A 24,143-nucleotide genomic window follows, 5' to 3' on the forward strand; every position below is an offset into this window, starting at 1 on the left:
CCGTACATAGTGATTAGCGCGAAAATGCACTTCAGAAAGGCTTCATGCCTCTCCTTATCTGAGTGCGGACATTACGATTCAGGATGTTGCTGAAGACTATACGTCTGGCGGTATGATTACGGAGCAAGGTTGAAAAAAACTCCTTCACTCCTCTTCCACTCCACCACCCTTTCAGCCATTCAGAGTAAGCTGAATTAACAAGGTCCTGCAACTCCTGCTTAGAGCGCGCGCACTCATATTCATAGATGCGATGATTGCTCTTCCAGTCATCTGGGCGAATGAATCCGTGTTGGCTCATCTCATCCCATATCTTCGTCCCTGGCAGACAATCAAGTATGTTTACTTGTATGGCATGTGGCCGTACTTCCCTTATGAAGTTGAGAGTGGTGATGAGGTCCTCATCTTTCTCTACTGGCGCGCCAAAGATGAAGGACGTTATTACCAGCATTCCAGATTCCTTAGCATTGGCGATAGCCTGGGCGGTCTTCTCCGGGGTTATATGCTTATTGAAATAATCCAACGTGGATTGGGACGCACTCTCAGCCCCGAAATAAATCACATCGAAGCCAGCCTTTTTCATGGTGAGTAGAAGTTCTTTCGAGGCCGAGTCCACCCTTCCTTCGCAGTACATGCGGAGGCGGATCCTTCTTTTCTTGATCAGTTCGCATATGCGCATCACTCGCCTTTTGTCATGGGTGAAGTTATCATCGACAAAAACGCAGCTTTCAAAGCCATCAGAATAAATTTCCTCCAATTCTTGTACCACATTCTCGGCACTGCGCGGCCTCCATCTGTTCAAAGAGAAGGCAGCACAGGAGCAGTAAGAGCAACGAAAAGGACAGCCCCTGGATGAGGAAATGGTGGTGAATTTCCCGAAGGTCAATGGTATCCCTTGGTGCGTATACCCATATCTTATACCAACAAGTGCGCTCCGGTCGGGAAAGGGAAGAGAGTCAAGGTCCTCCACAAGACATATCGGCCTCTTCACCAACTCCCCTTTTTTCATATAGCAAATTCCTTGCACTGTCTTAGGCTCGTCCCCTTTGTCCAAGCTGTCCAATAGGGATACCAGCGAGTGCTCAGCCTCGCCACGGAGGATATAGTCTATGAAAGGATAGCTTCTCAGGATACTCTCAGTAGCAAAGGTGGCATGATAGCCCCCCATGAGAATGATGCTCTGGGGAAGCGCTTCTCTCACTTTCTCCAAAACTGCGATGGCTTTGAGGAAGGTGTGTGTTGAGCAGCTCAATCCTATAACGTCTGGCTTCTCCTGAATTATTCTGCTTAAGAGTTCGCTTCTATCCCAGTCAGCACAGAAAGCGTCACATACCACCACCTCATCATCACGCTCTTTGCGTAAATTAGAGGCCAAATAGAGAAGACCGAGCGGAGGCCATTTCTCGGTCGTCCTCCCCGGAGGGGTGGACAACAGCACTTTCACTCTCTATCCTCCATAAGGTGAAGATGCTGCACAATCCCATCAATCTTCTCCCTCGACAGCTCATCGACCTTTATCTTCACCTTTCTCACCGCCTCCATTACTGCCTGAGGTTGGGTAAACATGGGCATGTGACCTGTGCGCTTCAGGAGGATGAGCTCAGATCCTTTCACCTCTTGGTGAAGACGAAGGCTTTGCCCTTCTGGAGGCACAATTCGATCATCCTCTCCCACTACCAATACCAAAGGCACTTTGATATCGCTGTATCTTGTCTCAATCGCACTCAGGGTGGCAATGAGACACTTTAAATCTTCGGCCTCAGCCTTGAGAGAGCTGGGTCGAAGGGCCAGGGCGAGACCTACTTGCCGATATTGATGCGGCGCGGCATCAGGGGCGAAGGTGAACCTTAACAGTCTCTGCCCCAATAATCTTCCTACTGGCAATATGAGAGTCCAGATCAAAAAAGTACCGAGTAGCCTTCTATTCAAAGCGTTGAATATGCTTATGACTGGCACTTGATCGCCTTCAAAGCAATGGACCACCCCCGATAAGAGCACCACCCCTGAGATATCCTGCGGACATCTGATGGCTAAATCCAAAACAACCGCAGCAGCTGAGGAATGACCCACCAAGATGGGCCTGTTCACTCCTAGCTGCTTCCATGCCTCTTTGATCAATTCCCCCTGCCAAGAGCAAGTGTCTCTCCCCCAAAAGATTCTTGGCGTGTGGCCATGGCCGGGCCTGTCTATGGCTATAACTCTGAATTCTTTAGCGAGAGCGTCCATTATGGACAGCTTGTAATCATAGAGGGAGCCGTTGCTGCCATGAAGCATGATCACGGGTGCTCCCTCACCTCTCTCGCAGTAGTGAACCTTTCCCCATTTGGTCTGCACGAAAGCACATGGTGGGGGCATAGCGCGCTTATTCAATGCCAGCACGAGACAAGAGAGAAGGAAAAGAATCCCAAAGATAATTGGCAAACTGAATAACACCCAAAGAAGGTTCACAGAGAGGGCAAGGTAATGAAGGCATTTCAATCTGCCCTCGTGAAATCGCCAAGTTTATTAGCCAAAGAATGCAAATCTATGCGAATTCGTGTATGTGATTAGTCTTAAGGGGTGTATTCTTGCAGCTTCATAGGATAGAGTCGGAGGGACTGGCTCACTTTTCGTATTTGTTGATTGATGGGACAGATGCCTTGGTAGTGGATCCACGCAGGGATGTGGATGTGTATCTTGAGTTAGCTGCGAAGGAAGAAGCGCGAATTACCCGCGTCCTAGAGACGCACCGTAACGAGGATTATGTGATTGGCTCCATGGAGCTCATGGAGAGCACTGGAGCTGAAGTGCTTCATGGACCGGGATTGGATTGGGATTATGGTGGCATAGCCCAGGACGGCGAGAAACTGCGCCTCGGCTCCCTAGAGATAATGGCTATTCACACTCCTGGCCACACGGAAGAAAGCATGTGCTATGCACTCTTTGACCGTTCCTCGGGAGAAGATGCCGTGGCAGTATTCACCGGCGATACTCTGTTCGTGGGCAACGTAGGGCGCACCGATCTGCCCGGTCCAGAAAAGAGGGAGCGGCTATCCCGCCATCTGTTCACGAGCATTCATGAGAAGATCATTCCCTTAGGCGATGGATGCATGGTCCTGCCAGGGCATGGAGCTGGATCTGTTTGCGGAGGGGACATAAGCGAAAGACCCTTTAGCACCATAGGTTTGGAGAAAAAGAATAATCCGATGCTTAACCTTTCAGAGGAAGATTTCGTGCGGCTGAAAATGGAAGAACAATTGGATCGGCCCCCGTATTTCAGAAGGATGGAAACACTAAACTTGCGCAAACACGCCCCTTTACAAAGGCTACCTTCGCCACCTCCTTTGTCACCAAAGGAATTCAAGGAGGCCCAGGAAAATGATACGATGGTTTTGGACACCAGGATGCCGCATAGCGTGGCGGGTGCCTATATCAAAGGAGCGACAAGCATATGGCTCGACGGCCTGCCCCTTTATGGAGGTTGGTTGCTCCCCTATGACCGCCCCATATTGCTCGTTTTAGATAGTAAAGAGGAGCTAGAGAGAGCGGTTCGGATCCTTGTCCGAATAGGATATGATAATATCATAGGGTACCTCCATGGAGGGATGGCGCAATGGTGCCGAGAAGGGTTAACATATGAGACCCTACCAACCATAAACGTGAAGCAAGCCAATGAATGGTGGAAGCAGGGCAATTCATTGTTCATAGATCCCCGGCCCAGGCACGAGCGAGAAGTCTCTCATATACCTGGCACTAAGCACATATTCGTGGGGGAGCTTGAATCTAGACTGGCTGAGATTCCGCAAATGATGAAGAAGGTATGCATATGCAGCGCCGGCTTCAGAGGCGCAATGGCAGCGGTCATGCTGCGCAATCACGGCTTTGATGAGGTTTATAACGTGCTGGGCGGATTGGGAGCGTGGAAGGCGGCGGGCTACCCTATCAAGGAAAAATAGGCCAGGATTATGAATTATTAAGAATGGGGGAACGATATTTGTATATCTTAATAATAAATCATATAAATGTTAATAATAGTAGCCTTGTCGCGAGAGGGCGATGTCGAAGAAAACGTATAACATTTCTCAAAAGTTTCTGTCAATACTAATAATCGCTGTTCTGATCGTAGCTGGCGCTTTAGCATTTATGCTTATTGCTCCCCCAGGAAATCCATCTCATAAGCTTCAGGTTGTGGCCACCTTCTATCCTCTTTATTTTTTTGCCAGTGAGGTGGCGGGCGACCGCGCTGAAGTGCATATGTTGATTCCAGATAACGTCGAGCCACATTCGTGGGAGCCATCTCCATCTGACATCATTAAATTGAGCCGGGCTGACATTCTCATTTTCAACGGGGTTGGCTTTGAGCCTTGGATGGAAGATATATTGGCGAGCGCAAGCAATCCGAATCTTGAGTTAGTGGATACTAGCGTGGGTGTCTCTCTCTTACCCTCCGATGAGGAAAAAAAGGCTTACGATGAAGCCCTGCGCCTTCTCGAGACAGCTCCTGGCTTAGAGATCAGCGCTAGCAAATCAACAGATGAGGCCTCTTTAATTGAATCTAATTCGACGGTTATTAGTGTAGCGCTGCTTGATTTTGAAGGAGCTAAAGGAGGTTATCTGAAGATTCGTGCTAATAAAGATGGAGATTTCAGATTCTTCCTCACAAGCACGGTCAACTTCACATTGTCAAACTGTTCTGGGTCACCTATAGAGCCTGAGAAAGAAAGCGGGCCTGTAAGCTGGTATCCTCAATTCGCTAGCTCTGCGGTTTTCAGCTTTAAAAAGGGGGAACTTTATACGCTTAAGATTGGACCGACCCCCCTTTCTGAGTTTGAGGCGGTCATTTTGAAAATGGAAGAGCACGAGACGGAGCCTGAGGACCACCTTCATGGAATTAATGATCCGCATTTCTGGCTCGATCCATTGAGTGCCAAGGTGCAAGTTCTCAACATATTAAGTGCTTTTCAGCGCGCGGATCCTGACAACTCCACTTATTATGCAGACAACGCTGCTCGGTTGGGAGAGAGATTGGACAAGCTGCATATGGATTTCCAGTTGGGCCTTCGCAACAGAACCAAGAATGCTATAGTGACCACTCATGAGGGCTTTAATTACTTAGCCATGCGCTATGGATTCCAAGCCTATGGCGCTATCGGCATATCTGCCGACCAACAACCTAGCCCGACCGATCTCATGAGACTTACTGCCTTGGTTAGAGATTTAGGCCTTCGCTACGTATTCTCCGAGCCTGTCTATTCAGATGCTGTGATGGAGACTATCTCTCGAGAGACTGGGGCCAGCATTCTAATATTGGATGGCCTTCATGGAAGAAAAGGCATTCATTCTAGTCTTGATTACTTTGGCATCATGTATGCAAACCTGGAAAGTTTAAAGATTGGCTTGGAAGTTACATTGTAACGACTCGGGAGGAAGAGAGCTGGTGGAAAGCGTCGTAGAGGTCAACGACGTCACCGTCCGAATCAACGGTTTGACTATCTTGGACAGGGTCTCAGTCCGGGTGGACAAGGGAGATGTACTGGGCATCGTGGGACCGAATGGAGGCGGGAAAACCACCTTTCTTAACGCCATATTAGGCAACATCCCTATTGAATCTGGTGAGATCCGGCTCTTCGGCGTGGATCTTAAAAGATTCAAGGATTTCCATTGGATTGGGTATGTAGCACAGAATGCCATTCAGTTCGATCCGATCTTTCCTGCCACGGTAAGGGAGATAGTTTCATTGGGGCTGATAAATCGCCATCGACTGGGTAGGCCATTGACTCATGCGCAGAAGGAAGAGGTGGATTGGGCTATCGATCTCGTTGGCTTGATTAACGTGGCGGATAGGAAAATAAGCGACCTATCCGGAGGGCAGAAGCAAAGAATATTCATCGCCAAAGCACTTGTAAGGAAACCGAAACTATTGATACTGGACGAGGCCACATCGGGCCTGGACGCATGCATGCAGGACCATTTTCATAACATCCTACGCTATCTCCGTAAAGAACAAAACGTTACGGTATTGACTGTCTCGCATGATCTATCAGGCGTTATATGTCAGGCAAACAAACTAGCTGTGATCAATCGCCAATTGCACTACGCGCCTTTAACCCCAGAACTCGACCCTTCTGAGATCCTGAGAGAGGCATACGGCGAGCACTTCACTTTCATCTTTCATCGAGATCACGATGCATGCGTCGGGTTCAGAAATGAGTTAAAAGGTAAGGATCTTGGAGGGACCTGAAGTGGTAGATATCGGCGGACTTTTTGAATACACTTTCTTCCAAAGGGCTTTCTTCGCTGGCATCTGCGCTGCCATCCTTTGCTCCGCTCTAGGGGTTTTCATCGTACTGAAGCGCGCCTCTCTCATAGGGGAAGGAATAGCTCATTTGTCTTTCGGGGGCATAGCCTTAGGTCTAGTGCTTGCCGTTTATCCTCTCTATACCGCTCTTATCCTGGCATTGCTAGGAACCAGCATAATCTTCATGCTGGGTCGGAGCCGAATAATCTATTCGGAGACAGCCATTGGGCTCATGTTCTCCGCTGGTTTGGCGATGGGTGCCGTACTAGCGACATTAGGCAGTGGTCTGAGTGTTGATCTATTCTCCTATCTTTTCGGTTCCATTCTTACAGTCAGCTCACAGGATATTCTAATCATCGCAGCGTTGACTGCCATTTCATTGTTATTCATAGGGATATTCTACAAGGAACTCATGCTGATGACATTTGATGAGATTAGTGCCAAAATCTCTGGCGTTCCCATCACAGTGTTCGAGATGGCTTTCAACGTTTTAGTAGCCCTTACTGTGGTGGCGTCAATCAAAATCGTTGGAGCGCTATTGGTGTCCGCCTTGATCATCACTCCGGCAGCCTCAGCCATGCAGCTCTCCAAATCTTTCAAAGGAACGATGATATCAGCCATCATAATCGGAATCGCCACAGTCCAAATTGGACTGCTGACCTCATTCTATTACGATCTTGCTACTGGAGGGGCGATAGTTCTCATTGGTTTATTGGTCTTCGTCATTTGCGTGGCGCTTCGAAAGATCCTTAGGCTCAGAAGAAAGGAATCAGCTCCAGACATCGTTTGCACTCATGGCTTTCAGAGCAGTCGGATAATTGAAGAAGAAAAGAAAAAATAAACGATTAATTCTAACTACGCCCTTGTTGAACTCACTATCATGTTTTCTTTTTCTTAATTATGAAAAGGCGATTGTTAATCTGGGGGGGTAAAATAATAAAGTGTTCTACAAATATTTGCATAAAAATGCAACAATAATTTAAAATTCGCATAATTATCGCAATATATTTTCAAATTAACACACCTATAGATTTCCAGATGAAACGTTGTTGCATTGCCTTTACGGCAAGGATTATATATCGTCAAATGCACTCAACAGATGGGGATTCCATATGGGCTACGAAGAGATGTTTCCACCTATGGATATGAAGTGGCATGCGAATGCCGCTAAGCGCTTTGCGAGCCCCTTCGTGGATAATCCGCATGACAGGATCGACGTGGACCCAATCATTTTGTCCCACGCCGCGGTGGCATGCGGGTATACCATCAGGGACTTCTATGAGAAGCCGGAGCTGGGAATACACTGCGTGGGTTATATATCGCAACTATACGACCTATTACCAGTGACGCACTGGTTCTACTCCATGCCTTGGACTCGTGAGCTGGGATTGAAATTGCAATATAAAGAGACCCTCCCGCCAATCTCAACGGGGCCAATCCTGAGCGAGCCTGGGGATGTGGACAAGCTGCGCGTCATGGACAAGGAGGAGCTGAAGAAGAACTACACCCTCCAGGAGTTCTACCGCATATATGACTATGTGGCCAAGAACTTGCCCATGACTCTGGTTCCGATCTCCTACGGTTTCGACTTGGTAGGAGCCGCGGCAGAACTGGTGGGCGTGGAGAACTTCATCATGTGGACCTTCACAGAGCCAGAAGCAGCGAAGAAATTGGTCAAGATTTACACCGATACTGCGGTTAATGGCGCAGCGGGAATGGCCGACAAATATGGCATGGCGATGCTGATCGTGGGCTCGGTGCTGGCCAACAATGACATATTCTCCGATGAGGCCGTGGAGGAGTACTCCGCCAAGATGATGAGGTACTACGTCGACCAGAGCTTCAGGAAAGGTGCAGGCCCGCAGGTCTTCTACCACCTATGCGGCAACCACGAGACCGACTATAAGGTCTTCAAGGACACCTTGATTTGGTCCCCCTTCACCGTGTTCCACATCGGTTACAAGGGGAAGAACGTGTTCCCCTCAAAATTGCTGAAGGAGGAGTTCAGCTCCCGGGCCACCATCATGGGTTCTGTGGACACCAAGCTTATGATTAACCCCAACCCCATGACGGTATACCAACAGGCTAAGGAGCAGTTGCTAGCTGGCCGTGACGCGCCCAAGGGCTACATCCTGGGCAACTCCTGCGAATGCCCGCCATACACATTGCCTGGCAACATGCTGGCATTGGTGAAGGCTGCTAGGGACTTTGGTACCTATGGGTCATGGTGAGGTGAGATAAATGGACATAAAAGCATCTGACCAGGTCAAGGAGACCATCGGCAAGAGGGGCCTAAAGATCGATGACGTGATGGACGTCATCAAGACCGCCGAGGGCTCGAACAAGAAGGTAGTCGACAAGGCGACAGGCAGGGTCATAGCCAAGAAGACCATCAACAACGTGACCGTTTATGCTGATTACAATGTGGAGAAGGGCATATTGAAGTCCCACGCCAATGTGAACTCAGCATACTCTCACCGCATGACCATCGGCAAGATCGTCAACGCCACTGAGCCCTCGCCCTGGACCTGCGCCCACTGCAATGCGCAAGCCTATGCCGGTACGGCGGAGATGAGTTATATGGGAGTGGTCAGGAACGGACCAGCCATCGTCTGCCCCAAGTGCAACGATGCTTGGGTGGAGGAGTACCTGGCTACCAAGACGCTCGCAGCCGCCGAGGGCCTCTTCGAGAAGAAGAAGGCATAAACGCTAAAAGGGGCCGAAATGGCCCCATTTTAACTTTTATCTCTTGCATGGACCTTATTTTTCATCAATTCTAATCGGTTTAAACTTCTCCATGTAGAGTCAAATTTACGAATTCGGAAGGTTTAATGAAGTGCTAAGATGTTGTGGTGTGAGAGCCAGGTGAGAAGATGACTCAGAAAATCGGCGAGACGAACAGCCTCTGTCCAGAGTGCTTGAGGACTATACCTGCTGAGAAGATTGCCGAGGATGATAAGATCTATTTAGTCAAGAAATGTCCCGATCATGGAGAATTCAAGGTCTTGATATGGACCGGTGTGAAGGACTACCTCGACCTATATCAATATAAACCAGAATTCTCTCGCCCCGCTAAAGTGGCCGTTCAGGAGCGAGGCGATTGTCCACAGATATGCGGACTGTGCCCAGATCATCGCCAACATACCTGCCTGGTCGTGCTTGAAGTGACCAACCTCTGCAACCTGAAGTGCCCCATTTGCTTCGCCAGCGCGAATGAGCATTACCGCTTCCATCCATCTTTGGAAGAGATTAGGAACATGTATCAGACTATTGTGGATTATGTACCTCATCCCATATGCATCCAGATATCAGGAGGAGAACCGACTATCCGCGATGATCTCCCGGAGGTTGTTCGCATGGGCAAACGCATGGGCATCGATTACATAGAACTCAACACCAATGGGGTTCGCTTGGGTGAGGATATTGAGTTTCTGAAGGCACTTAAACAAGCAGGGGTTGAATCTTTGTATTTCTCCTTCGACGGCCTTCGCCCCGATATTTACATGAAGACTTGTGGCCGGGATCTGCTGCAGCCGAAGCTCAAGGCGCTGGAAAACTGCAAGCAGGTAGGGATGGGAGTGACATTGGTGGTTGTGGTGTCGCCCAACATCAATCAGGACCATATAGGGGAGATTGTCCAGTTCGCCAAGAAGTGGGTGCCGACTGTCAAAGGGATTCATTTCCAGCCTCTCAGCTACTTCGGTCGCTACCCCATAGATCCAGAGAATAAAGACCGCATCACCATACCCGACCTGCTGCGAGAGATCGAGGTACAGACTAAGGGAGAGTTGAGAGCGGATAATTTCATCCCTACCTCATGCTCCAACGTCCATTGCGATGCCAAGTCCATGAGTGTGCTGATGGAGGACGGCTCCTTGTTCCCCATGACTCATAGAGCTATGGGGCCTCCCAGCGATACGAAACATGTGGCAGAGAAGACTAGGAAGGAGATTTCCGATCTTTGGCGCTTCATCGAGGAGAAGCTTGATGACACACCTGCCGAGGACAACACCTGGAGCAGCTTCATAGAAAGGGCCAAGACCAATTACCTCACGGTCAGCACCATGGCTTTCCAAGATGCATGGACCGCGGAGACGGAAAGATTCTGCAACTGCTGCATACACACCGTTACTCCCGATGGCAGGCTCATCCCCTTCTGTCTGTTCAATATAAATTCGAAGAAAGGAAAGACCCTCTACCGACATGAGATATGGTCTAAATATGGTAAGAAGAGTTGAACTATCGCCTAAAGGGGGCGATAAAATCTATCAAGAGCGCTGATCGATTCAATCAGCGCCTCGGATTTTTGCCTACCGACTTGTAGTAATTCTCTACGATTTTATTCATGTAGAGGGAGACATTCCTTTGTCCTAATTCCGTGGGCACTATAGGTCCATACAGAGGGAACTCCAAATCGCATCTCAGGCAGCGCGCCATCTCGCAATTAAGAGCTGCCTTGCTGCATCCTACGCATGCGATAGCCCTCGACTGGAACAGGCTGAATTCCTGACCGCAGCGAGGGCATTTGATCCTTTGCGTGGTCTTCATCAGCCTTGGCGTTACTCCAGCCTGTCTCATGTGCTCAGTCAATGGCATCTTCTATCCCATATGTTTAAAGTAATGCGCCTACTTAAAATCTCCCTGATTACATCACAGGCATTTACGCTCATTCTAACTCAGGTCCCCTTGGCTCCATATCGGGTGCGAAAACCACCTGCCAACCTAGGAAGGGTTTGAAGGGGTGGCTGGAGAATTGCTCAGTGCATCTCAGGCCTTCCACTATCTGTTGTGAGCGGCATTGATGAAAGGCTAAAAGCATCTCATGCTCCTGCACAAGTCCGAACATTCGGTCGCCTATGCACGGCAAATCTATCACCATACTGCGTTCGCGGTAGGCATGAGCAATAGAGGAGCAGAGCGAGGACTGGCCAGTTATCGTGCTCCTTATTTCCTCCCCTTCCTGATAGGCATACGCTATCACCATCCTTAGAGCTTGAGCAGGTGTCACATACATGACTACGACGTCTGGCTCGAAAGGTGTTAGGTCAAGGGGAGACATGGCCAAGGCCTGAAACATTTTTTCCTTATCCCCTAGCACACCCATGGATTCTTGAATACGCCTGCCTGCTTCAGCATCTTTGGCATAGCGCCATGCCAGCTCACCTTCACTTAACCTTTCTGGAGATCTCATCAGGCCAGTGCAGCTTGCCCCCCATACGCATTTGATGCCTTCAGACGAGGCCCCCACTATGCCATCATGACGATAATATCGTGCCAGAGCCGCCATATGACAGGGGGCCGTGGCGTGCAGCTGCCTCAGGCCCTGTATCTTGGCCAACTCCTTCACATCGGGAATGAGCCTGATCGCGATGGGATAAGCGGCAAGATTGCAATATCTACGCAGATCAGCGCACACCTTTTTCCAATCCTGGGTCATATGGCAGTCATCCGCATGAGGCTATTTACCACTTGCAGCAGCCTCTTTTCATATTTTAATGCTTTCCGATTCCAGAAAACATAAGCTCGAGTTTTTAGTGAGCCACGGAAACGATGTATTAAGGAATAATTAAGGCGAAAAATCGTGAATGCAGCGAGATAGGAATTGTATCTAAATTTAAGACACCTTTATCATTATCATGGTGAACTTTTTCAAACGCCCTTAAGATTGAAGAATTCATTTAAATTATTCATCCAATGCGTTCAGGGATCGGTATCGGTTTCTTCCCATCTCCTTTGGGCCCGTATAGAGTGGGAAATCTCAGGATTAATTTAGCTGAATGACTTCAGAGATGTCGGAAAAAACCATTTAGCCACGTTATGCCATTCCCTGCTTATTGAATCCGATGAGGCGTCTGCTGCTCGCCATCGCTCGTTCCAAGCTCTCCTCGACGAAATTGGATGAGGATTCCCAGCATCCTCTGGAGGATTGGATATGCAATAAGGTGGCGGTCGAGGCCAAAAAGGAGCCAGAACTGAGACGGGCCATAGGAAGAGTGAGAGCAGAAGAAGTGGACTTGGAAGCTCTTCGAGAATACCAGTTGTTCAGAGTAAGGCAGCAGTTACGCTACACCCAACAGAATAGCTATTATTACAAAAAGAAATTGAAGGAGGCAGGCATCAATCCTTCAGTCATCAAGGAATTCTCCGACCTGACTAAAATACCCATTACAGAGCCTAAGGACCTAGCTGAAGATTCCATGGGTTTCCTTTGCGTCTCTCAGACTAAAGTGATGCGAGCCTTTACCACATCCGGCACCTCTGGCAATCGCAAAAGGCTATTCTACACCCGCGCAGACGTGCTCAACATCGTTGACGCCATCGCCGCCGCTTTGAAGGATGTGGGAATGAAGAAGAATGATACCCTGCAGATAATGTTCCCCACGGTAGCAGCTTGGGATCCTGGTCTAATGCTGGAGAGCGCCTGCAAGGTAGCAGGTCTGAATGCTGTGAATGCCTCTACCATCGACATTCAAGAGCAATTGCGCATCATGAAGGAACATAGAACGACCATGATGATCGGCCTCACCTCTTTCCTCTATCGATTGACTATCTTGGCTAAAGATAAGGAGGATCTCTCTTCCTTCGGAATAAAGGCCATAATCTGCTCGGCCGAGCCACTACCTGAGGCCATGCGCCGAGAGCTTGAGAGTGCTTGGGGGTGCAAGGCTCTAAGTCAATATGGAATGACGGAGATGGGCCTGGCCACGACGATAGAGTGTCAGGCACAAGACGGGATGCACGTGGACATGGCGGACTATCTGCCAGAGGTGGTAAATCCGAAGACGGGCGAGCATGTTGGGAATAGAGAAGAAGGAGAGCTCATCTGGACCAGCCTCAACTTCGAGGGGAGCCCTTTGATCCGCTATAGATCCTATGACCTGTCCATGCGCATCGACCCACCCTGCGGTTGTGGAATGAGCGTTTTGGGCAAAATCGGAAAGATCAAGGGACGTATGGACATGCAATCGAAAATAGGCCTGGGGGATAAGGTCTATCCCCTTCTTTTCGACGAAGCCTTGCTTAAAATACCAGGAGTATTGGGGTATAATGCCACTATCGAGAACAGCGGATATCGCGACCTCCTACGATTCCGCGTGGAATATTCTGGCGATCCCAAAGAGGGCAAGAAACTGATGGAGGAATCGTTACTTTCATTGGACGAGATCAGGGTGGGAATAGAGAACGACCTATTGGAACCCCCGATAGTAGAAATCACCCCTCCGGATCAAGAACATTGGGTGCCTAAGACCAGAAGTTTGATAGATAAGAGGAAGCAATTCGATTAAGGCGGGAAAAATGAATGGAACGGTGCGGGAGAACATCTTCCGACGAAGCCAGCTCCTGCAGGAAGTTTGGTCCAGGCCTAGATTGGTAATATTCATCACATATGTATGGGTCGTTTCGATTCTGGTCTTACTTATTTTAAATACAGAATCATGGGTCGGAAAGGCTCTCCTGCCAGCCTTCTTTCTCTATGCCTCGATCCCTTTTCCGATGATCTTTGTCCGCATCTTCAGGGGAAAAGACGTCACTCTGGAGGGCAGTGGCAACATTTCCCTTTCTAACTCCTTTAGAGTTGGGGGTTGGGCCGCTGGTTCTTTTACATGGTTAGGGGAGATATCTAAGGCATTGCTGCCGATTTTGGTGAGCTGGGCGTTCTTCTCATTCGACATCTTCGTCTCCGCTGCCTTCCTGGCCGCGTCTCTGCTGGGGACCTTTTATTCTCCTTTTCTTAAGGGCAGAGGAGGTTTGGGAACAACCCTAGCAATATGGGGCCTCTTACTTCTCTCCCCTTGGTCCCTATTGGCCATTTTAGCATTGGCCGCTTTCCTGCTAATTACGCATAAGAACACATACCAAGATACCCTGGCGGCATTCTGGGCAGCGCCACTGCTGATTTATCTGATCGATGGGAGATGGCCATTGGTACTCCTCGCCCTCCTTTATGCTTTAATTTATTCCATCAGGCTCTCGCCCCAACGGGATGAGCTAGCTCACGGAATAAGAATAGCAAAAAAATAGCATCCAGATGTAACGAAATATCTTTGAAATGATTATGTAGATTGCACAATTTTTTCTCATTCATGGTTCTCTTGGAACCCCTGTTGGCCATAGTTTCATCCGCCGTGCTGGGTGCAGCTATAGTTGCATTGCTTTCCTGCAAGCCGAGGTATATCGCCCCATGGATTGGTATAACTGTGTTCTCTATTGTAGGCATCGTTTGGGGGACTTCTTACTTCCAGCAGTGGGATATTGCTATCGCCTTGATATGCGCCTCCTCAGGAGTGGGTGGCTATTATGCGATGACTAATCGCCTGTTAAACCTGCAAGGGCCGAGACAACTCCCTGAGATTAATGAGAGCCAGAAAAGCAATCCTGGTCACATTTCTGTGGTGTACGTGACGCATGGCGAATCGGAGGAATATGACCAGGTGGCTTGGGCGCGACAATTCAAGGAATTCGACCATCAGGAACTTCGTTTCATTCCTTACCTAGCAAGACCCTTCTTTTTCGCCATACTACGTAATAAATATATGAAGGTAGGAAAGAGTCATCACCGCAGCATTCATGAGGTGATGATGCGGAAGGTGAAGGAGGAGCTAGAGAAGAGAAAGGGTAACGATATCAGATTCTACCTATCCTTCCTGGATGATGAACCTAGGCCAGATGTGGCCGCGGCCAAAGCTTTTAATGAAGGGGCTAGAACAATAATCGTATGTAGAGTCTTTCTAACAACCTCGAATCACACCGCGGAAGCCGACGATCAAGTCAAAAGCCTGCGGTTGGAGGAAAGAGGAGTACGACTGAGATTCACCGAGCCTCTTTGGAACTCGGAAAAGCTGAGGAGGAGCTTCTTGGAGAAGGCGAATGCCATCATACCGCCGGAAGAACGGGCTAATACGGGTATTTTATTGGTCGGCCACGGACAGCCACATGAATGGGATCTGGCATTCCCGACTGAAACTGAACAGGAGATGAAATTTAGAGAGGATCTCCTCAAGGACTTCGAGAAGGAAGGTTACAGAAGAGAAAATCTCAGCTTGGCATGGATGGCATTCCGAGAGCCGAAGGTCCCTGATGTGGTGAAGGCCATGGCTTCCCGGGGATTGAAGAGGATTATCTACTTCTCTGCTGCCATCAGCGCTGAGGCAATTCATAGCCAGAGCGACATACCTGAGCTGGTAGCGAAGGCAAAGGTGTCAAAGACGACAGAGACCGTGAACATGGGGGCTTGGAACGATCATCCTCTCGTGATAGAGGCGATACGAGAGAAGATTGAAGAAGCCCTAGAAGTTAAAGAATGAAGGCTGGCTCGCCCTAATCGTTCACCATGACCTTTTCCTCATCAATTGCAAATCTTCAGTGTGAACAGCAACTATTTTAACGACCGCCATACTCACGTGTGACTAATGAGGATTGGAGTAGTCTCAGTCCAAGGCGCCTTCCCAGAGCATGTCAAAATCTCGAAAATGGCCATGGAGAGGATGGGAATCGTGGGAGAGGTGCTCGCAGTGCGCAAAGGCCAAGAGCTTGAAGGCATGGATTGCCTGATAATACCTGGAGGGGAGAGCACCACCATAGCAAAGCTGCTCTGGCGTTTTGGCTTGGCGCAGAGAATATTGGACATGGCAGCTGCTGGAACTCCGATTATGGGAACCTGTGCAGGTATGGTCTTATTAGCTAAAGAAGGTGATGAGCAGGTGGAGAAAACAGGTACCAAGCTTTTAGGACTTATGGACATGTCTGTGGCCCGCAATGCCTTTGGCAGGCAAAGGGAATCCTTCGAGGCAAATTTGGATGTAGAAGGTCTGGATAAACCGTTTCCTGCCGTTTTCATCAGAGCGCCAGTCATTGAAAGAGTGTGGGGAGGTTGTCGCGCCTTGTCCAAATATCAAGAGCGTGTGGTCATGGCCAGACAGGGAAATATCCTAGCTCTCTCCTTCCACCCAGAGCTTTCTGGAGACACACGAATCCACGAAATGCTGATATCCATGGCCAGGCGCTAGGCGCTTCTATCCTTGACCGCTCTTATGACACCTTCTAAGCTCTGAGAGAACCCCTCTCCCTCCACCAACGTTCCGGTCACTATGATGTCAGCTCCTGCCGCCCTTAACGACATCGCTTGCCGTGCTGACCTGATGCCTCCACCGACCACAACTGGTATCCTTACCTTCTCCTTTACTGCCGACACCATCTCTGTTGGTATGGGCTCAGGAGCCCCGCTACCCGCCTCATAATAAATAAGATCCATTCCCATGAACTGTGCCGCTAAGCCATAAGCCACAGCCGTTTGCAAATCGTCCCGTTTAACGAGATTCGCTTCTCCAACCTCCCCCACTTTCATTCCAGGCTCGACAATAACATATCCCATGGAAATCGTCTCCAGGCCCAGTTTGGCCACAATGGGCGCTCCCATGACCTGCTCTCCTATGACCATTCGGAGGTTTCGAGAGTTCAGCATACTCATGAAATAAATGGCATCTGTGAAAGGAGAGATGGCATGCGCTCCAGAAGGGAAATAGATAACTGGCAAGCTCACCGCTTTTTTTATAGCTTTAACGGTAGAATCGAGATTCTCTTGTGTGACATCGGTGGAGCCTCCGACCATTATGGCATCCGTCCCTAGCCTTTCCGCCTCTCGAGCTATACTTGCCGCCCTCTCCACTTCCTGCTTGGCAGGGTCGATCAAGGTCATGTGCATGGGCTTCCTGGCCCTATATCTTTCGAGAATGTATTCCTTGACCTTCATGCGATTCCTCCTACAAGGAAGGCCACCAGGGCGACTAGCATGCCATACTTAGCCCAGGTCTGCCCACGCTTGGGGTTTCGGAAATGAACCAAAGAGGAGTATATAAAAATTGCATCGGCTACTAAAACCGTTAGCAGATATTCCAGGCCAAATATGCCCATGAAGTAGGGCTGGAAGCTTAGGACTACCGCAGCCAACAAGGCCGCACTACCCAATAGGCCCGCACTCCGCTTTCCTATTCTCTTGGGCAAGGTCATGCGGTTGAAATCCCCTTCCATGTCTTGGATATCTTTAACTATCTCCCGCCCAAGGGTAGCGAGCCCGGCCATAGCCGATATGGCCAAGGTACGCTCTACCATCTCTACCATGGCTCCACCAAGAAGGAACAGGGAGGCGGTGAGGAATGCGATGGAAGCGTTTCCGACCAGACCCATGGCCTTGGTCCGAGCCTCATAGAGTACGATAACAACCACCGAGATAACAACGATGATGATTGACCAGAAATTCAGAAAAAGTGAACTGGCTATGGATATCGTGAAACATGCCACCGCTATTCTCAACGCTGTGGTTGGCCTCATCCTTCCTGAGGGGATTGGCCTCTCTGGGTGCGCAATTCTGTCGATATCCCTATCCAAATAATCGTTCAGGGCGTTGCCTCCCGCCACGAAAGCGAAGACCACCACAGATCCTGCCACAGCCGAAGTGATGTGATCAATTAATTCTGCTCCGGAAGCTATCAATAAAGTGAGCCAAAGGGCCATCACGCCCATTAAGCAGTTTCCCAGGCGGATGACTTGGAAGAAAGCCTTCACGCTCGTCAAAATTAGGTAGCACAATTAATACCTTTCTGCTTTTCAGCACATCCAGTTTGCAGATTCCTCATCCGTAGAAATCAACCCACCGAGCAGAAATTATATAGTTGCTTCTTTGTTAATGCCGCAGGTGCGCTTCTCTTGGATCAATCGGCAGAGGTTAATTTGATCAAATCTCTTGTCGCAGCTCACTTCAAGGTCTATGAGGTGAAAGTCAGCTACGAGACAATAGAATTGTTGGTGACTCCTGAGCAGTCCACTCTGGAACAGAATTTCGAAGCTTTGCGCCGAGACTTGTACTCGAGAGGGTACATCCCGGTGTTGGAATATTCTGGTGGGGAATACAAAATCACGGTGTTGAGAAAGCCTCCTTTGCCTAAGAGACGCAATTGGCTCAATCTGGCTTTTCTTACCGCTACGATATTGACCACTGTCTACACGGGCACGATATTATATGCTAGTTATTCGAACCAGAGCCAAGCTCTCTCCCTTGAGAACGTGGTCATGGGTGCATTGACCTTCGCGCTGCCCCTCATGCTTATATTAGGTGCGCATGAGCTCTCCCATTATTTTATGTCAAAGAGGCATGATTTAGACGCTTCGTTGCCTTATTTCATTCCAGCATGGCCTCCAATTGGGACCTTCGGTGCTTTCATCTCTATGAGAGAGCCAATGCCCAACAAGAAAGCTCTGGTGGACATTGGTGTAGCAGGCCCAATCGCAGGGTTACTCATGAGTATACCTATTTTGATAATCGGGCTACTTTTAAATGCTGGTGCTACTCCTAACCCCGATGCGGTTCCAGCAGGGCAGCTAGCGATAAACACTCCTTTGCTTTTCGATCTCTTTATGTTTCTCTTGCCCATTCCGGAAGGCGCTGTCCTCCATCCCATGGCCTTTGCCGCTTGGGTAGGCATATTCGTAACGGCTATTAATCTGCTTCCAGCAGGTCAGTTGGATGGAGGACATATAGCACGCGGTCTGTTGGGAAAGAATGCCATATTCCTAAGCTTCGCCACGGTTGCCCTCCTTCTTATATTGGGCTTCGTCTTCTATTTGGGTTGGCTATTATTCGCTTTTTTGATAATCGTACTAGGGCTAAATCATCCAGCACCACTCAACGATGTTAGCAAGCTAGACACTAAACGCATCGCCGTCGGAGCTTTCGCGGTGGTGCTTCTCGTTAGCAGCTTCGTTTTCGTTCCAATATACCAGATTCCTTATGTGGACACGTTTGACATGAAAGTGGAAGGGAACAATGAGACCAATATATCACCAGGAGGGCAGGCACTCTTCTTCGTTAGTGTCCAGAATACAGGTACGATGAACATATCCGTACAGCTTGATGTCCAGAATGTTCCTGCCGGTTGGACTGCCATCATTTATCAATCAGGATCATCATCAACCGGTGCAACAAACAGCTTGCTTCTGCCCGTACCTTATAGTAAGAATGCTACTGTGATCCTTGAAATCGTGGTGCCGGCTGGAGAATCTCAGAAGACGAGAGTTCTCACATTAAAAGGTCAGACATCAGATACCAGGGCGAGCGAGCACACGATTGCGTATCAGGACTTTACAATCCACGTCTCCTGAGGAGGCAGTAGTGCCTTTGTAAAGAACGATGAACGCGCTGTACATGTGTTTGTTCCAGAAAAAGCGATGCGGTATGGTTGCATTGATAAGGCAGTATGATACCGGCTCTACCTTCGCTCTTCAACACTTTTCCTATCGCCTCAAGGCCCCTCTTGTGCAAAGTCTCGACGGACTCTTTAAGCGTTGTTGCTGACCTGCCGTAAGGTGGGTCGGTAGCTACCGCATCCACCTCATAAAATTTCTCAACCACCTCTCCAACGTCCATCCTCTCAAGGCAAAGCCATGGTGCTCCAAAATGCTCAAGATTCGCCTTGCATCCTTCAATCATCTCTTTAGAAGCATCCGTGCCAATTACTCTAACGCCCATGAGAGATGCTTCAAGAACTATCCCTCCCGTTCCGCAGAATGGGTCAAGGAGCGTTTCTCCAGGTCTTATTCGAGTCAAATTGACCAAGGCTCTAGCATAACAGGGATGTAATGAGACAGGAGAGAAGAAAGGCCTGCTGCGTACATGTCTTCGCTCAAACTGGTCGCGGTCCACCAAAGCTTTTTCGATATGGAAATGCAGACGTTCGCCCAAAATCACTCTGATAATTTGCTCAGGTTCTGTAAGGTCTATCTTATTGGTTCGAGATATCACCTCCCCTACACAGCGCGAGATATTATTCGCAAGCTCAGGGCTTCCGGCTCCTCCATAGCGTTTCACTCTTACAGCAGCGGACCCTGGTCCAATCTCCAAATGGATTAGAAATGTCTTGAGCTCATCTAATCTACACGATCCTAAATACTCCCCCACCCTATGCGTCAAAGCCAATCTAGATATCGTGGGATAAAGATCATTCTCATCCATTCTAACTATGGCGAAGCCCGGTCCGTTCTCCAAAAATTCGAAATTTTTGCAGATAGTAAAAAGGCAGGCGTTTAGCTCTGCTAAAGGAAGTGAGGGATGCTCTCCTGAGAGTTCGAACAGGAAATTTGTTCTCCTCATGCCTCAGAAAACCTCAGTCCCTAATTCCTTCCTCTGAAACAGTGAATACAGCTTCCGCCTCAGGCAGATTGGGGGAATCTATCAATCGAGCGATCCTTTTGCCTCCCTTACTCTTCCTTAAATATACCCGATAGGTAGCGGTATGCCCCACTATATGCCCACCTATGGGTCGAGTGGGGTCACCGAAGAAAGCGTCAGGCTTGGCTGAGACTTGATTGGTCACAGCAATCACGGCGTTGTTAAGATCACCGAATCTTAAGAGATCATGCATATGTTTGTTCAACAATTGCTGCCTCTCTGCCAGAGCTCCTCTCCCTACATATTCAGCGCGGAAATGAGCTGTGAGGGAGTCCACGATTAGCAGCCTGACAGGAATCTCCCTCGCTTTTTCCATAGCCTTCTCCACTAAAAGCATTTGATGAGAGGAATTGAAAGCCCTCGCTACATGGATTTTATGCAATGTCTCCACAGGGTCCAAATCCATGGCATTGGCTATCTGAGCTATTCGTTCGGGACGGAATGTGTTTTCGGTATCGATTATTATGACCTCTCCATCGAGTCCGCCCTTCTCTATCGGCATCGTGGCATTAACAGCAAGTTGAAAACACAACTGGGTCTTGCCGCTACCGAATTCACCGAAGAACTCCGTGATTGCCTGCGTTTCGAAGCCTCCACCCATAAGCTCATCAAGGGCCCTAGACCCAGATGTGAGCTTGTGGAGATTCTGCCTTCGCTCCATTATGACATCACCAGGCTCGAAACCTCCAACGTCTGCCGCTTCCTTTGCAGCAGCGATGATCTTAGCCGCTGCCGCCTCGCCTATCTCGCAAGCCTCAGCTAGATTCTTCGGAGATTCCACAGCAATCGACATCAGATCGGTGTAACCGGCATCACGTAACTTTTCTGCCGTTGCAGGACCTACGCCAGGCAACTCCTCTAATCTCTTTTCTGCCATTAACGCACCTTTCCTTCTATCTTATCTTTTCGGGGCATATAAACGTGCAAGGGGGTTAGATGAAAGTGCCCCATTCAACATAAGAATAGAATCAAATCAAAGTTAATCTCCTCTAATGCAATTAGCGTACTATTCCTTAAATCTGGCCAGGCCTTCTTAAATGACTTTGTTCAAAAAGGTTTAAATTCTGGCCACATTTACCGGGTGTTCATGGCCAAGAAGAGAAGGAAGGAGGAAAAGGAGGAGGAGAAGTATGAGTTCGTGCCTCCTGACTTCGATGAAAAAGGTTTCTTAGAGAAAGATATCAAGGGAACCAAAGCTCTTGCCCTCTCCACTGCAGTGGCTATCATCGCTGGATTCTTCGCTTACTTGACTACATGGATATCCGTTTTCCTTGGCCTTGCTTTAATTTTGGTTTTCATAGTGGCATTGAAATGGCTCTATCCACTTTTCAAAATAGAATTAGAAAGCCTGGAAAAGAAGACCATTGCAGGCAATTACATCCTCGTTTTCTTACTCGCCTTGGGGATATGGATTATTCTTTTAAATCCTCCATTTGGTGATTATCAAGATCCCGAGATAAGGGAGAATTTTATATGGTTTGAGCACAACGGCGCATGGAATAGATATGTGAGCGTCGGTGCTACTCCCATAAAAGCTGGGGACCTGATAAATATAACCGTCTTGGCGCGCGACAATGGAAGAATAGCCTCAGTGCAGATCGAAATACACGCCTCAGGGCAATCGCCGAGTAACTTTGTAGAAATGGACTCCGCTAATGTCTATGGTAGGTTCGAGTATAAGGACACCTTTTCCACTATTGGTGGTGTTAATACTCAATATCTCTATACTGTTAAGGTCGTTGACGGTGTTGGTAGAACAGCGACTATCTCAGGATCTTTCACTGTGGTGCCTTAGGGCGTTCTTTCCCAAGGATAGCGACGATCGAGAAGTGCCGTTAGAGCCGAGATTGGAAGAGAGTGCAAGGCTGCAGTATGACCAAGTACTTGAAACCCTTCCAGCCTTTTCAAAGCGCTACCGATTGAAGCTTTTTCCAACTCATTCTTAATGGCATCTGCCGCTCTTCTATATCTCCTCTCCTTAATTACCATCCACCTGCCATTCTCCAAATATGGCGGAGCTAGACCTTTCCCCTTCCATTTGTTTAGGAAGGAGTCTGTACGGTCACTTGTCGCGGGTGGTCCGATATGCTTTTCAGCTATGGGCAGAAGGTCTGTTTGTAGCTCGAAGATAAAGTAAATCTTCTTCCTAAGGGGTAAAGCGCATTTCGATAGCACGACGAAATCGTGCGCAATCAAAATCTTTGACGCCCCTTCTAAAGTCTTACGAACCTGAGGATAGAGATTGTCATCGGTTATTGATGGCTTTCTGAGACTAAAAGCTAAAATTTTTGTCCCTCTTTTAGTCATCTCTAACCTGATTCTGTTTTTGCTCCACTTTTTATTTTTCGGAGGGAAGAAGAAACGCTCGTGGGGTTGCTTGAGGAACTCTTTACAGGCATGAATGAAGATAGAGAATGATTGCAAAGATAAAGCGGAGGCAACGTTCCTATCTATATCTACAGGATCATAGAACACCAAAGGCGCTTCAAATCTTTTCTTTCCCTTTTGGTGAAGATAAAGGATAGTACCTTCCTTCCAAGCGCTTGCTTCTTGGATTACCTTCTCAAAACTACCATAATATAAAATGAGGAGTTCGACCAGATATCCAGAGAAGCCTTCTACCTTAGCCTCTGCACCGTAAACGCCAATGCCCTTCATGAATTGTTTTAGCAACCTAACCTCATCTTTCTGATCCGGTCTAAGATGAGAAATAATAAAATCGGTGTGGAAAGGCGTTCGGTCGACAGACGATATTAAATGAGAAGCGTCTTTCACAGCATAGCACGGGACGATGTCGACCTCAAATCCTAGGTACTTCCCATGTATGTATGGATGCTCTGCATATCGCTCTTCCCCTTTTAGCACTCTGTATCCTATTTCGAGTCCTTTCTTCTCCATCTCTGCTCTATTCACCTCAGGATTGAACATTACAAATATGTCGATGTCAGGATTGTTGACGTATGTGTCTTTCGCTACACTACCGACCAATCTAACCTCTACGTCCAACGATAATGCCTTGGCCTCTTCCCTGACCGTTTGCAGGAGTTTCTCTGAGACCCTTTTAACCTTAGTCCGGACCCTTTCGTTCGGAGAGATCTTTTTTAAAACATTTTTCAACAGTTCCATTTGGGCAATAATAGCTTCACCCATGGAAAATATTTGCCTTTAAAAAATTATGAAATTGGGATGTTTGGTGTCCAAGGCCGGTGTTGGTGGGGATTCAGAACAGATGCTTAGGAGGAAAGTTGAGCCACCAACCTCGGACACCATTTTAACCGACTTAAGAACTTATATAAAAAGATTTTCAGACAACATCATAATTGTTTCGTAATAAATCTTGCATTAGGTGCCATGCTTTTACTTCGTTATATTGAATTTTAATCGCTCACTTGATGAAGTCGCTTATTCTGTGGGAGTTTGAGAAAAAATAATATTTTAAAAAGCACGTTAGCATGCAGAGGTGGAGCGGCAAGGCAACAAATTAATACTATATTAATTCTTTGCAGGTATGTTAAGAAATTTAACCTATCGGGATTGGCTTCGAATCATTTGTATAAGGATCAAATTAATCCAAAAATAGCATTGCTGGACAGTGTTAGATAAATTGCAAAAAAGAATTATTATTATTATTTGTATTTAATAATTTAG

General features: G+C 48.2%; 22 protein-coding genes. 13 read left to right on the top strand and 9 right to left on the bottom strand.

The annotated features are described in order from the left end of the window. Positions 1-31: 31 nt before the first annotated feature. Both QW520_05955 and QW520_05960 read right to left on the bottom strand, forming a co-directional pair. Positions 32-1,441, bottom strand: a complete 1,410-nt coding sequence (locus QW520_05955; GenBank protein MEM0449348.1) for a radical SAM protein — start codon at positions 1,439-1,441, stop codon at positions 32-34. Further along, on the bottom strand, positions 1,438-2,445 hold the full coding sequence (locus QW520_05960) for an alpha/beta hydrolase (protein MEM0449349.1): 1,008 nt from the start codon (positions 2,443-2,445) through the stop codon (positions 1,438-1,440). The genes QW520_05955 and QW520_05960 overlap by 4 nt, the downstream gene beginning before the upstream one ends. 119 nt (positions 2,446-2,564) lie before the next feature. Here QW520_05960 and QW520_05965 point away from each other — a divergent pair, with 119 nt between their 5' ends. From QW520_05965 to QW520_05995, 7 genes are all read left to right on the top strand, one after another. Continuing rightward, positions 2,565-3,932, top strand: coding sequence for a rhodanese-like domain-containing protein (locus QW520_05965; GenBank protein ID MEM0449350.1), 1,368 nt, complete (start codon positions 2,565-2,567; stop codon positions 3,930-3,932). Positions 3,933-4,032: 100 nt separating this feature from the next. Continuing rightward, on the top strand, positions 4,033-5,391 hold the full coding sequence (locus QW520_05970; protein ID MEM0449351.1) for a zinc ABC transporter substrate-binding protein: 1,359 nt from the start codon (positions 4,033-4,035) through the stop codon (positions 5,389-5,391). Then, on the top strand, positions 5,369-6,217 hold the full coding sequence (locus QW520_05975) for an ABC transporter ATP-binding protein (GenBank protein ID MEM0449352.1): 849 nt from the start codon (positions 5,369-5,371) through the stop codon (positions 6,215-6,217). The genes QW520_05970 and QW520_05975 overlap by 23 nt, the downstream gene beginning before the upstream one ends. 1 nt (position 6,218) lies before the next feature. Then, positions 6,219-7,115 carry a metal ABC transporter permease gene (locus QW520_05980; protein ID MEM0449353.1) on the top strand — a complete coding sequence of 299 codons (897 nt, stop codon included), beginning with the start codon at positions 6,219-6,221 and terminating at the stop codon, positions 7,113-7,115. A 271-nt stretch (positions 7,116-7,386) separates the two neighbouring features. Further along, a complete protein-coding gene (locus QW520_05985; GenBank protein MEM0449354.1) occupies positions 7,387-8,505 on the top strand; it encodes a uroporphyrinogen decarboxylase family protein in 1,119 nt (372 codons plus the stop codon). 10 nt (positions 8,506-8,515) lie between these two features. Beyond that, positions 8,516-8,980 carry a hypothetical protein gene (locus tag QW520_05990; protein ID MEM0449355.1) on the top strand — a complete coding sequence of 155 codons (465 nt, stop codon included), beginning with the start codon at positions 8,516-8,518 and terminating at the stop codon, positions 8,978-8,980. 167 nt (positions 8,981-9,147) lie between these two features. Continuing rightward, complete coding sequence (locus QW520_05995; GenBank protein ID MEM0449356.1) at positions 9,148-10,512, top strand: radical SAM protein; 1,365 nt, start codon at positions 9,148-9,150, stop codon at positions 10,510-10,512. A 52-nt stretch (positions 10,513-10,564) separates the two neighbouring features. Here the strand turns inward: QW520_05995 and QW520_06000 are convergent, their stop codons facing one another. Then, positions 10,565-10,870: a hypothetical protein gene (locus tag QW520_06000; GenBank protein ID MEM0449357.1), complete on the bottom strand. Its 306-nt coding sequence runs from the start codon at positions 10,868-10,870 to the stop codon at positions 10,565-10,567. A gap of 70 nt (positions 10,871-10,940) precedes the next feature. Then, positions 10,941-11,711, bottom strand: a complete 771-nt coding sequence (locus QW520_06005; GenBank protein ID MEM0449358.1) for a DUF169 domain-containing protein — start codon at positions 11,709-11,711, stop codon at positions 10,941-10,943. Between the two features lie 406 nt (positions 11,712-12,117). Here QW520_06005 and QW520_06010 point away from each other — a divergent pair, with 406 nt between their 5' ends. The 4 genes from QW520_06010 (at position 12,118) to pdxT (ending at position 16,281) form a co-directional block, all read left to right on the top strand. After that, the gene (locus QW520_06010) at positions 12,118-13,560 is read left to right on the top strand and encodes an AMP-binding protein (GenBank protein ID MEM0449359.1); all 1,443 of its coding nucleotides are present in this window, start codon (positions 12,118-12,120) and stop codon (positions 13,558-13,560) included. A 10-nt stretch (positions 13,561-13,570) separates the two neighbouring features. Beyond that, positions 13,571-14,296, top strand: coding sequence for a glycerol-3-phosphate acyltransferase (locus QW520_06015; protein MEM0449360.1), 726 nt, complete (start codon positions 13,571-13,573; stop codon positions 14,294-14,296). Between the two features lie 62 nt (positions 14,297-14,358). Then, positions 14,359-15,579 carry a ferrochelatase gene (locus QW520_06020; protein MEM0449361.1) on the top strand — a complete coding sequence of 407 codons (1,221 nt, stop codon included), beginning with the start codon at positions 14,359-14,361 and terminating at the stop codon, positions 15,577-15,579. A gap of 105 nt (positions 15,580-15,684) precedes the next feature. Further along, positions 15,685-16,281: a pyridoxal 5'-phosphate synthase glutaminase subunit PdxT gene (pdxT, locus tag QW520_06025; protein MEM0449362.1), complete on the top strand. Its 597-nt coding sequence runs from the start codon at positions 15,685-15,687 to the stop codon at positions 16,279-16,281. Here pdxT and QW520_06030 read toward each other — a convergent pair. Next, positions 16,278-17,024: a geranylgeranylglyceryl/heptaprenylglyceryl phosphate synthase gene (locus QW520_06030; GenBank protein ID MEM0449363.1), complete on the bottom strand. Its 747-nt coding sequence runs from the start codon at positions 17,022-17,024 to the stop codon at positions 16,278-16,280. The two genes, pdxT and QW520_06030, sit on opposite strands and share 4 nt — an antisense overlap. Further along, positions 17,021-17,836: a UbiA family prenyltransferase gene (locus tag QW520_06035; GenBank protein ID MEM0449364.1), complete on the bottom strand. Its 816-nt coding sequence runs from the start codon at positions 17,834-17,836 to the stop codon at positions 17,021-17,023. Before QW520_06035 ends, QW520_06030 begins: the two co-directional genes overlap by 4 nt. A gap of 141 nt (positions 17,837-17,977) precedes the next feature. On the opposite strand from QW520_06035, the gene QW520_06040 reads away from it, so the two are divergent. Next, a complete protein-coding gene (locus QW520_06040) occupies positions 17,978-19,429 on the top strand; it encodes a site-2 protease family protein (protein ID MEM0449365.1) in 1,452 nt (483 codons plus the stop codon). On the opposite strand, the gene QW520_06045 is transcribed toward QW520_06040, so the two are convergent. Beyond that, a complete protein-coding gene (locus QW520_06045; protein ID MEM0449366.1) occupies positions 19,410-20,417 on the bottom strand; it encodes an RsmD family RNA methyltransferase in 1,008 nt (335 codons plus the stop codon). The genes QW520_06040 and QW520_06045 overlap by 20 nt on opposite strands. Positions 20,418-20,430: 13 nt before the next feature. Further along, positions 20,431-21,372, bottom strand: a complete 942-nt coding sequence (gene radA, locus QW520_06050; protein MEM0449367.1) for a DNA repair and recombination protein RadA — start codon at positions 21,370-21,372, stop codon at positions 20,431-20,433. A gap of 210 nt (positions 21,373-21,582) precedes the next feature. Between radA and QW520_06055 the strand changes: the two genes are divergently transcribed. Then, the gene (locus QW520_06055; protein MEM0449368.1) at positions 21,583-22,290 is read left to right on the top strand and encodes a hypothetical protein; all 708 of its coding nucleotides are present in this window, start codon (positions 21,583-21,585) and stop codon (positions 22,288-22,290) included. On the opposite strand, the gene cca is transcribed toward QW520_06055, so the two are convergent. Further along, positions 22,287-23,621 (bottom strand): CCA tRNA nucleotidyltransferase, encoded by a 1,335-nt coding sequence (cca, locus tag QW520_06060; protein ID MEM0449369.1) that lies wholly within the window; start codon positions 23,619-23,621, stop codon positions 22,287-22,289. The genes QW520_06055 and cca overlap by 4 nt on opposite strands. Positions 23,622-24,143 lie beyond the last annotated feature (522 nt).

This window comes from Methanomassiliicoccales archaeon, from assembly GCA_038740345.1.
Classification (GTDB): domain Archaea; phylum Thermoplasmatota; class Thermoplasmata; order Methanomassiliicoccales; family UBA472; genus JAJRAN01.

Excerpts from the sequence above, each read along its gene's own strand:
- QW520_05990 (MEM0449355.1), top strand. The coding sequence starts at position 8,516 with ATGGACATAAAAGCATCTGACCAGGTCAAGGAGACCATCGGCAAGAGG.
- QW520_05985 (MEM0449354.1), top strand. The coding sequence starts at position 7,387 with ATGGGCTACGAAGAGATGTTTCCACCTATGGATATGAAGTGGCATGCG.
- QW520_06005 (MEM0449358.1), bottom strand. The coding sequence starts at position 11,711 with ATGACCCAGGATTGGAAAAAGGTGTGCGCTGATCTGCGTAGATATTGC.
- radA (MEM0449367.1), bottom strand. The coding sequence starts at position 21,372 with ATGGCAGAAAAGAGATTAGAGGAGTTGCCTGGCGTAGGTCCTGCAACG.
- QW520_06010 (MEM0449359.1), top strand. The coding sequence starts at position 12,118 with ATGAGGCGTCTGCTGCTCGCCATCGCTCGTTCCAAGCTCTCCTCGACG.
- QW520_06020 (MEM0449361.1), top strand. The coding sequence starts at position 14,359 with ATGGTTCTCTTGGAACCCCTGTTGGCCATAGTTTCATCCGCCGTGCTG.
- QW520_06045 (MEM0449366.1), bottom strand. The coding sequence starts at position 20,417 with ATGAGGAGAACAAATTTCCTGTTCGAACTCTCAGGAGAGCATCCCTCA.
- QW520_06000 (MEM0449357.1), bottom strand. The coding sequence starts at position 10,870 with ATGCCATTGACTGAGCACATGAGACAGGCTGGAGTAACGCCAAGGCTG.
- QW520_05995 (MEM0449356.1), top strand. The coding sequence starts at position 9,148 with ATGACTCAGAAAATCGGCGAGACGAACAGCCTCTGTCCAGAGTGCTTG.
- QW520_06055 (MEM0449368.1), top strand. The coding sequence starts at position 21,583 with ATGGCCAAGAAGAGAAGGAAGGAGGAAAAGGAGGAGGAGAAGTATGAG.
- cca (MEM0449369.1), bottom strand. The coding sequence starts at position 23,621 with ATGGAACTGTTGAAAAATGTTTTAAAAAAGATCTCTCCGAACGAAAGG.
- QW520_06015 (MEM0449360.1), top strand. The coding sequence starts at position 13,571 with ATGAATGGAACGGTGCGGGAGAACATCTTCCGACGAAGCCAGCTCCTG.
- QW520_06030 (MEM0449363.1), bottom strand. The coding sequence starts at position 17,024 with ATGAAGGTCAAGGAATACATTCTCGAAAGATATAGGGCCAGGAAGCCC.
- QW520_05970 (MEM0449351.1), top strand. The coding sequence starts at position 4,033 with ATGTCGAAGAAAACGTATAACATTTCTCAAAAGTTTCTGTCAATACTA.
- pdxT (MEM0449362.1), top strand. The coding sequence starts at position 15,685 with ATGAGGATTGGAGTAGTCTCAGTCCAAGGCGCCTTCCCAGAGCATGTC.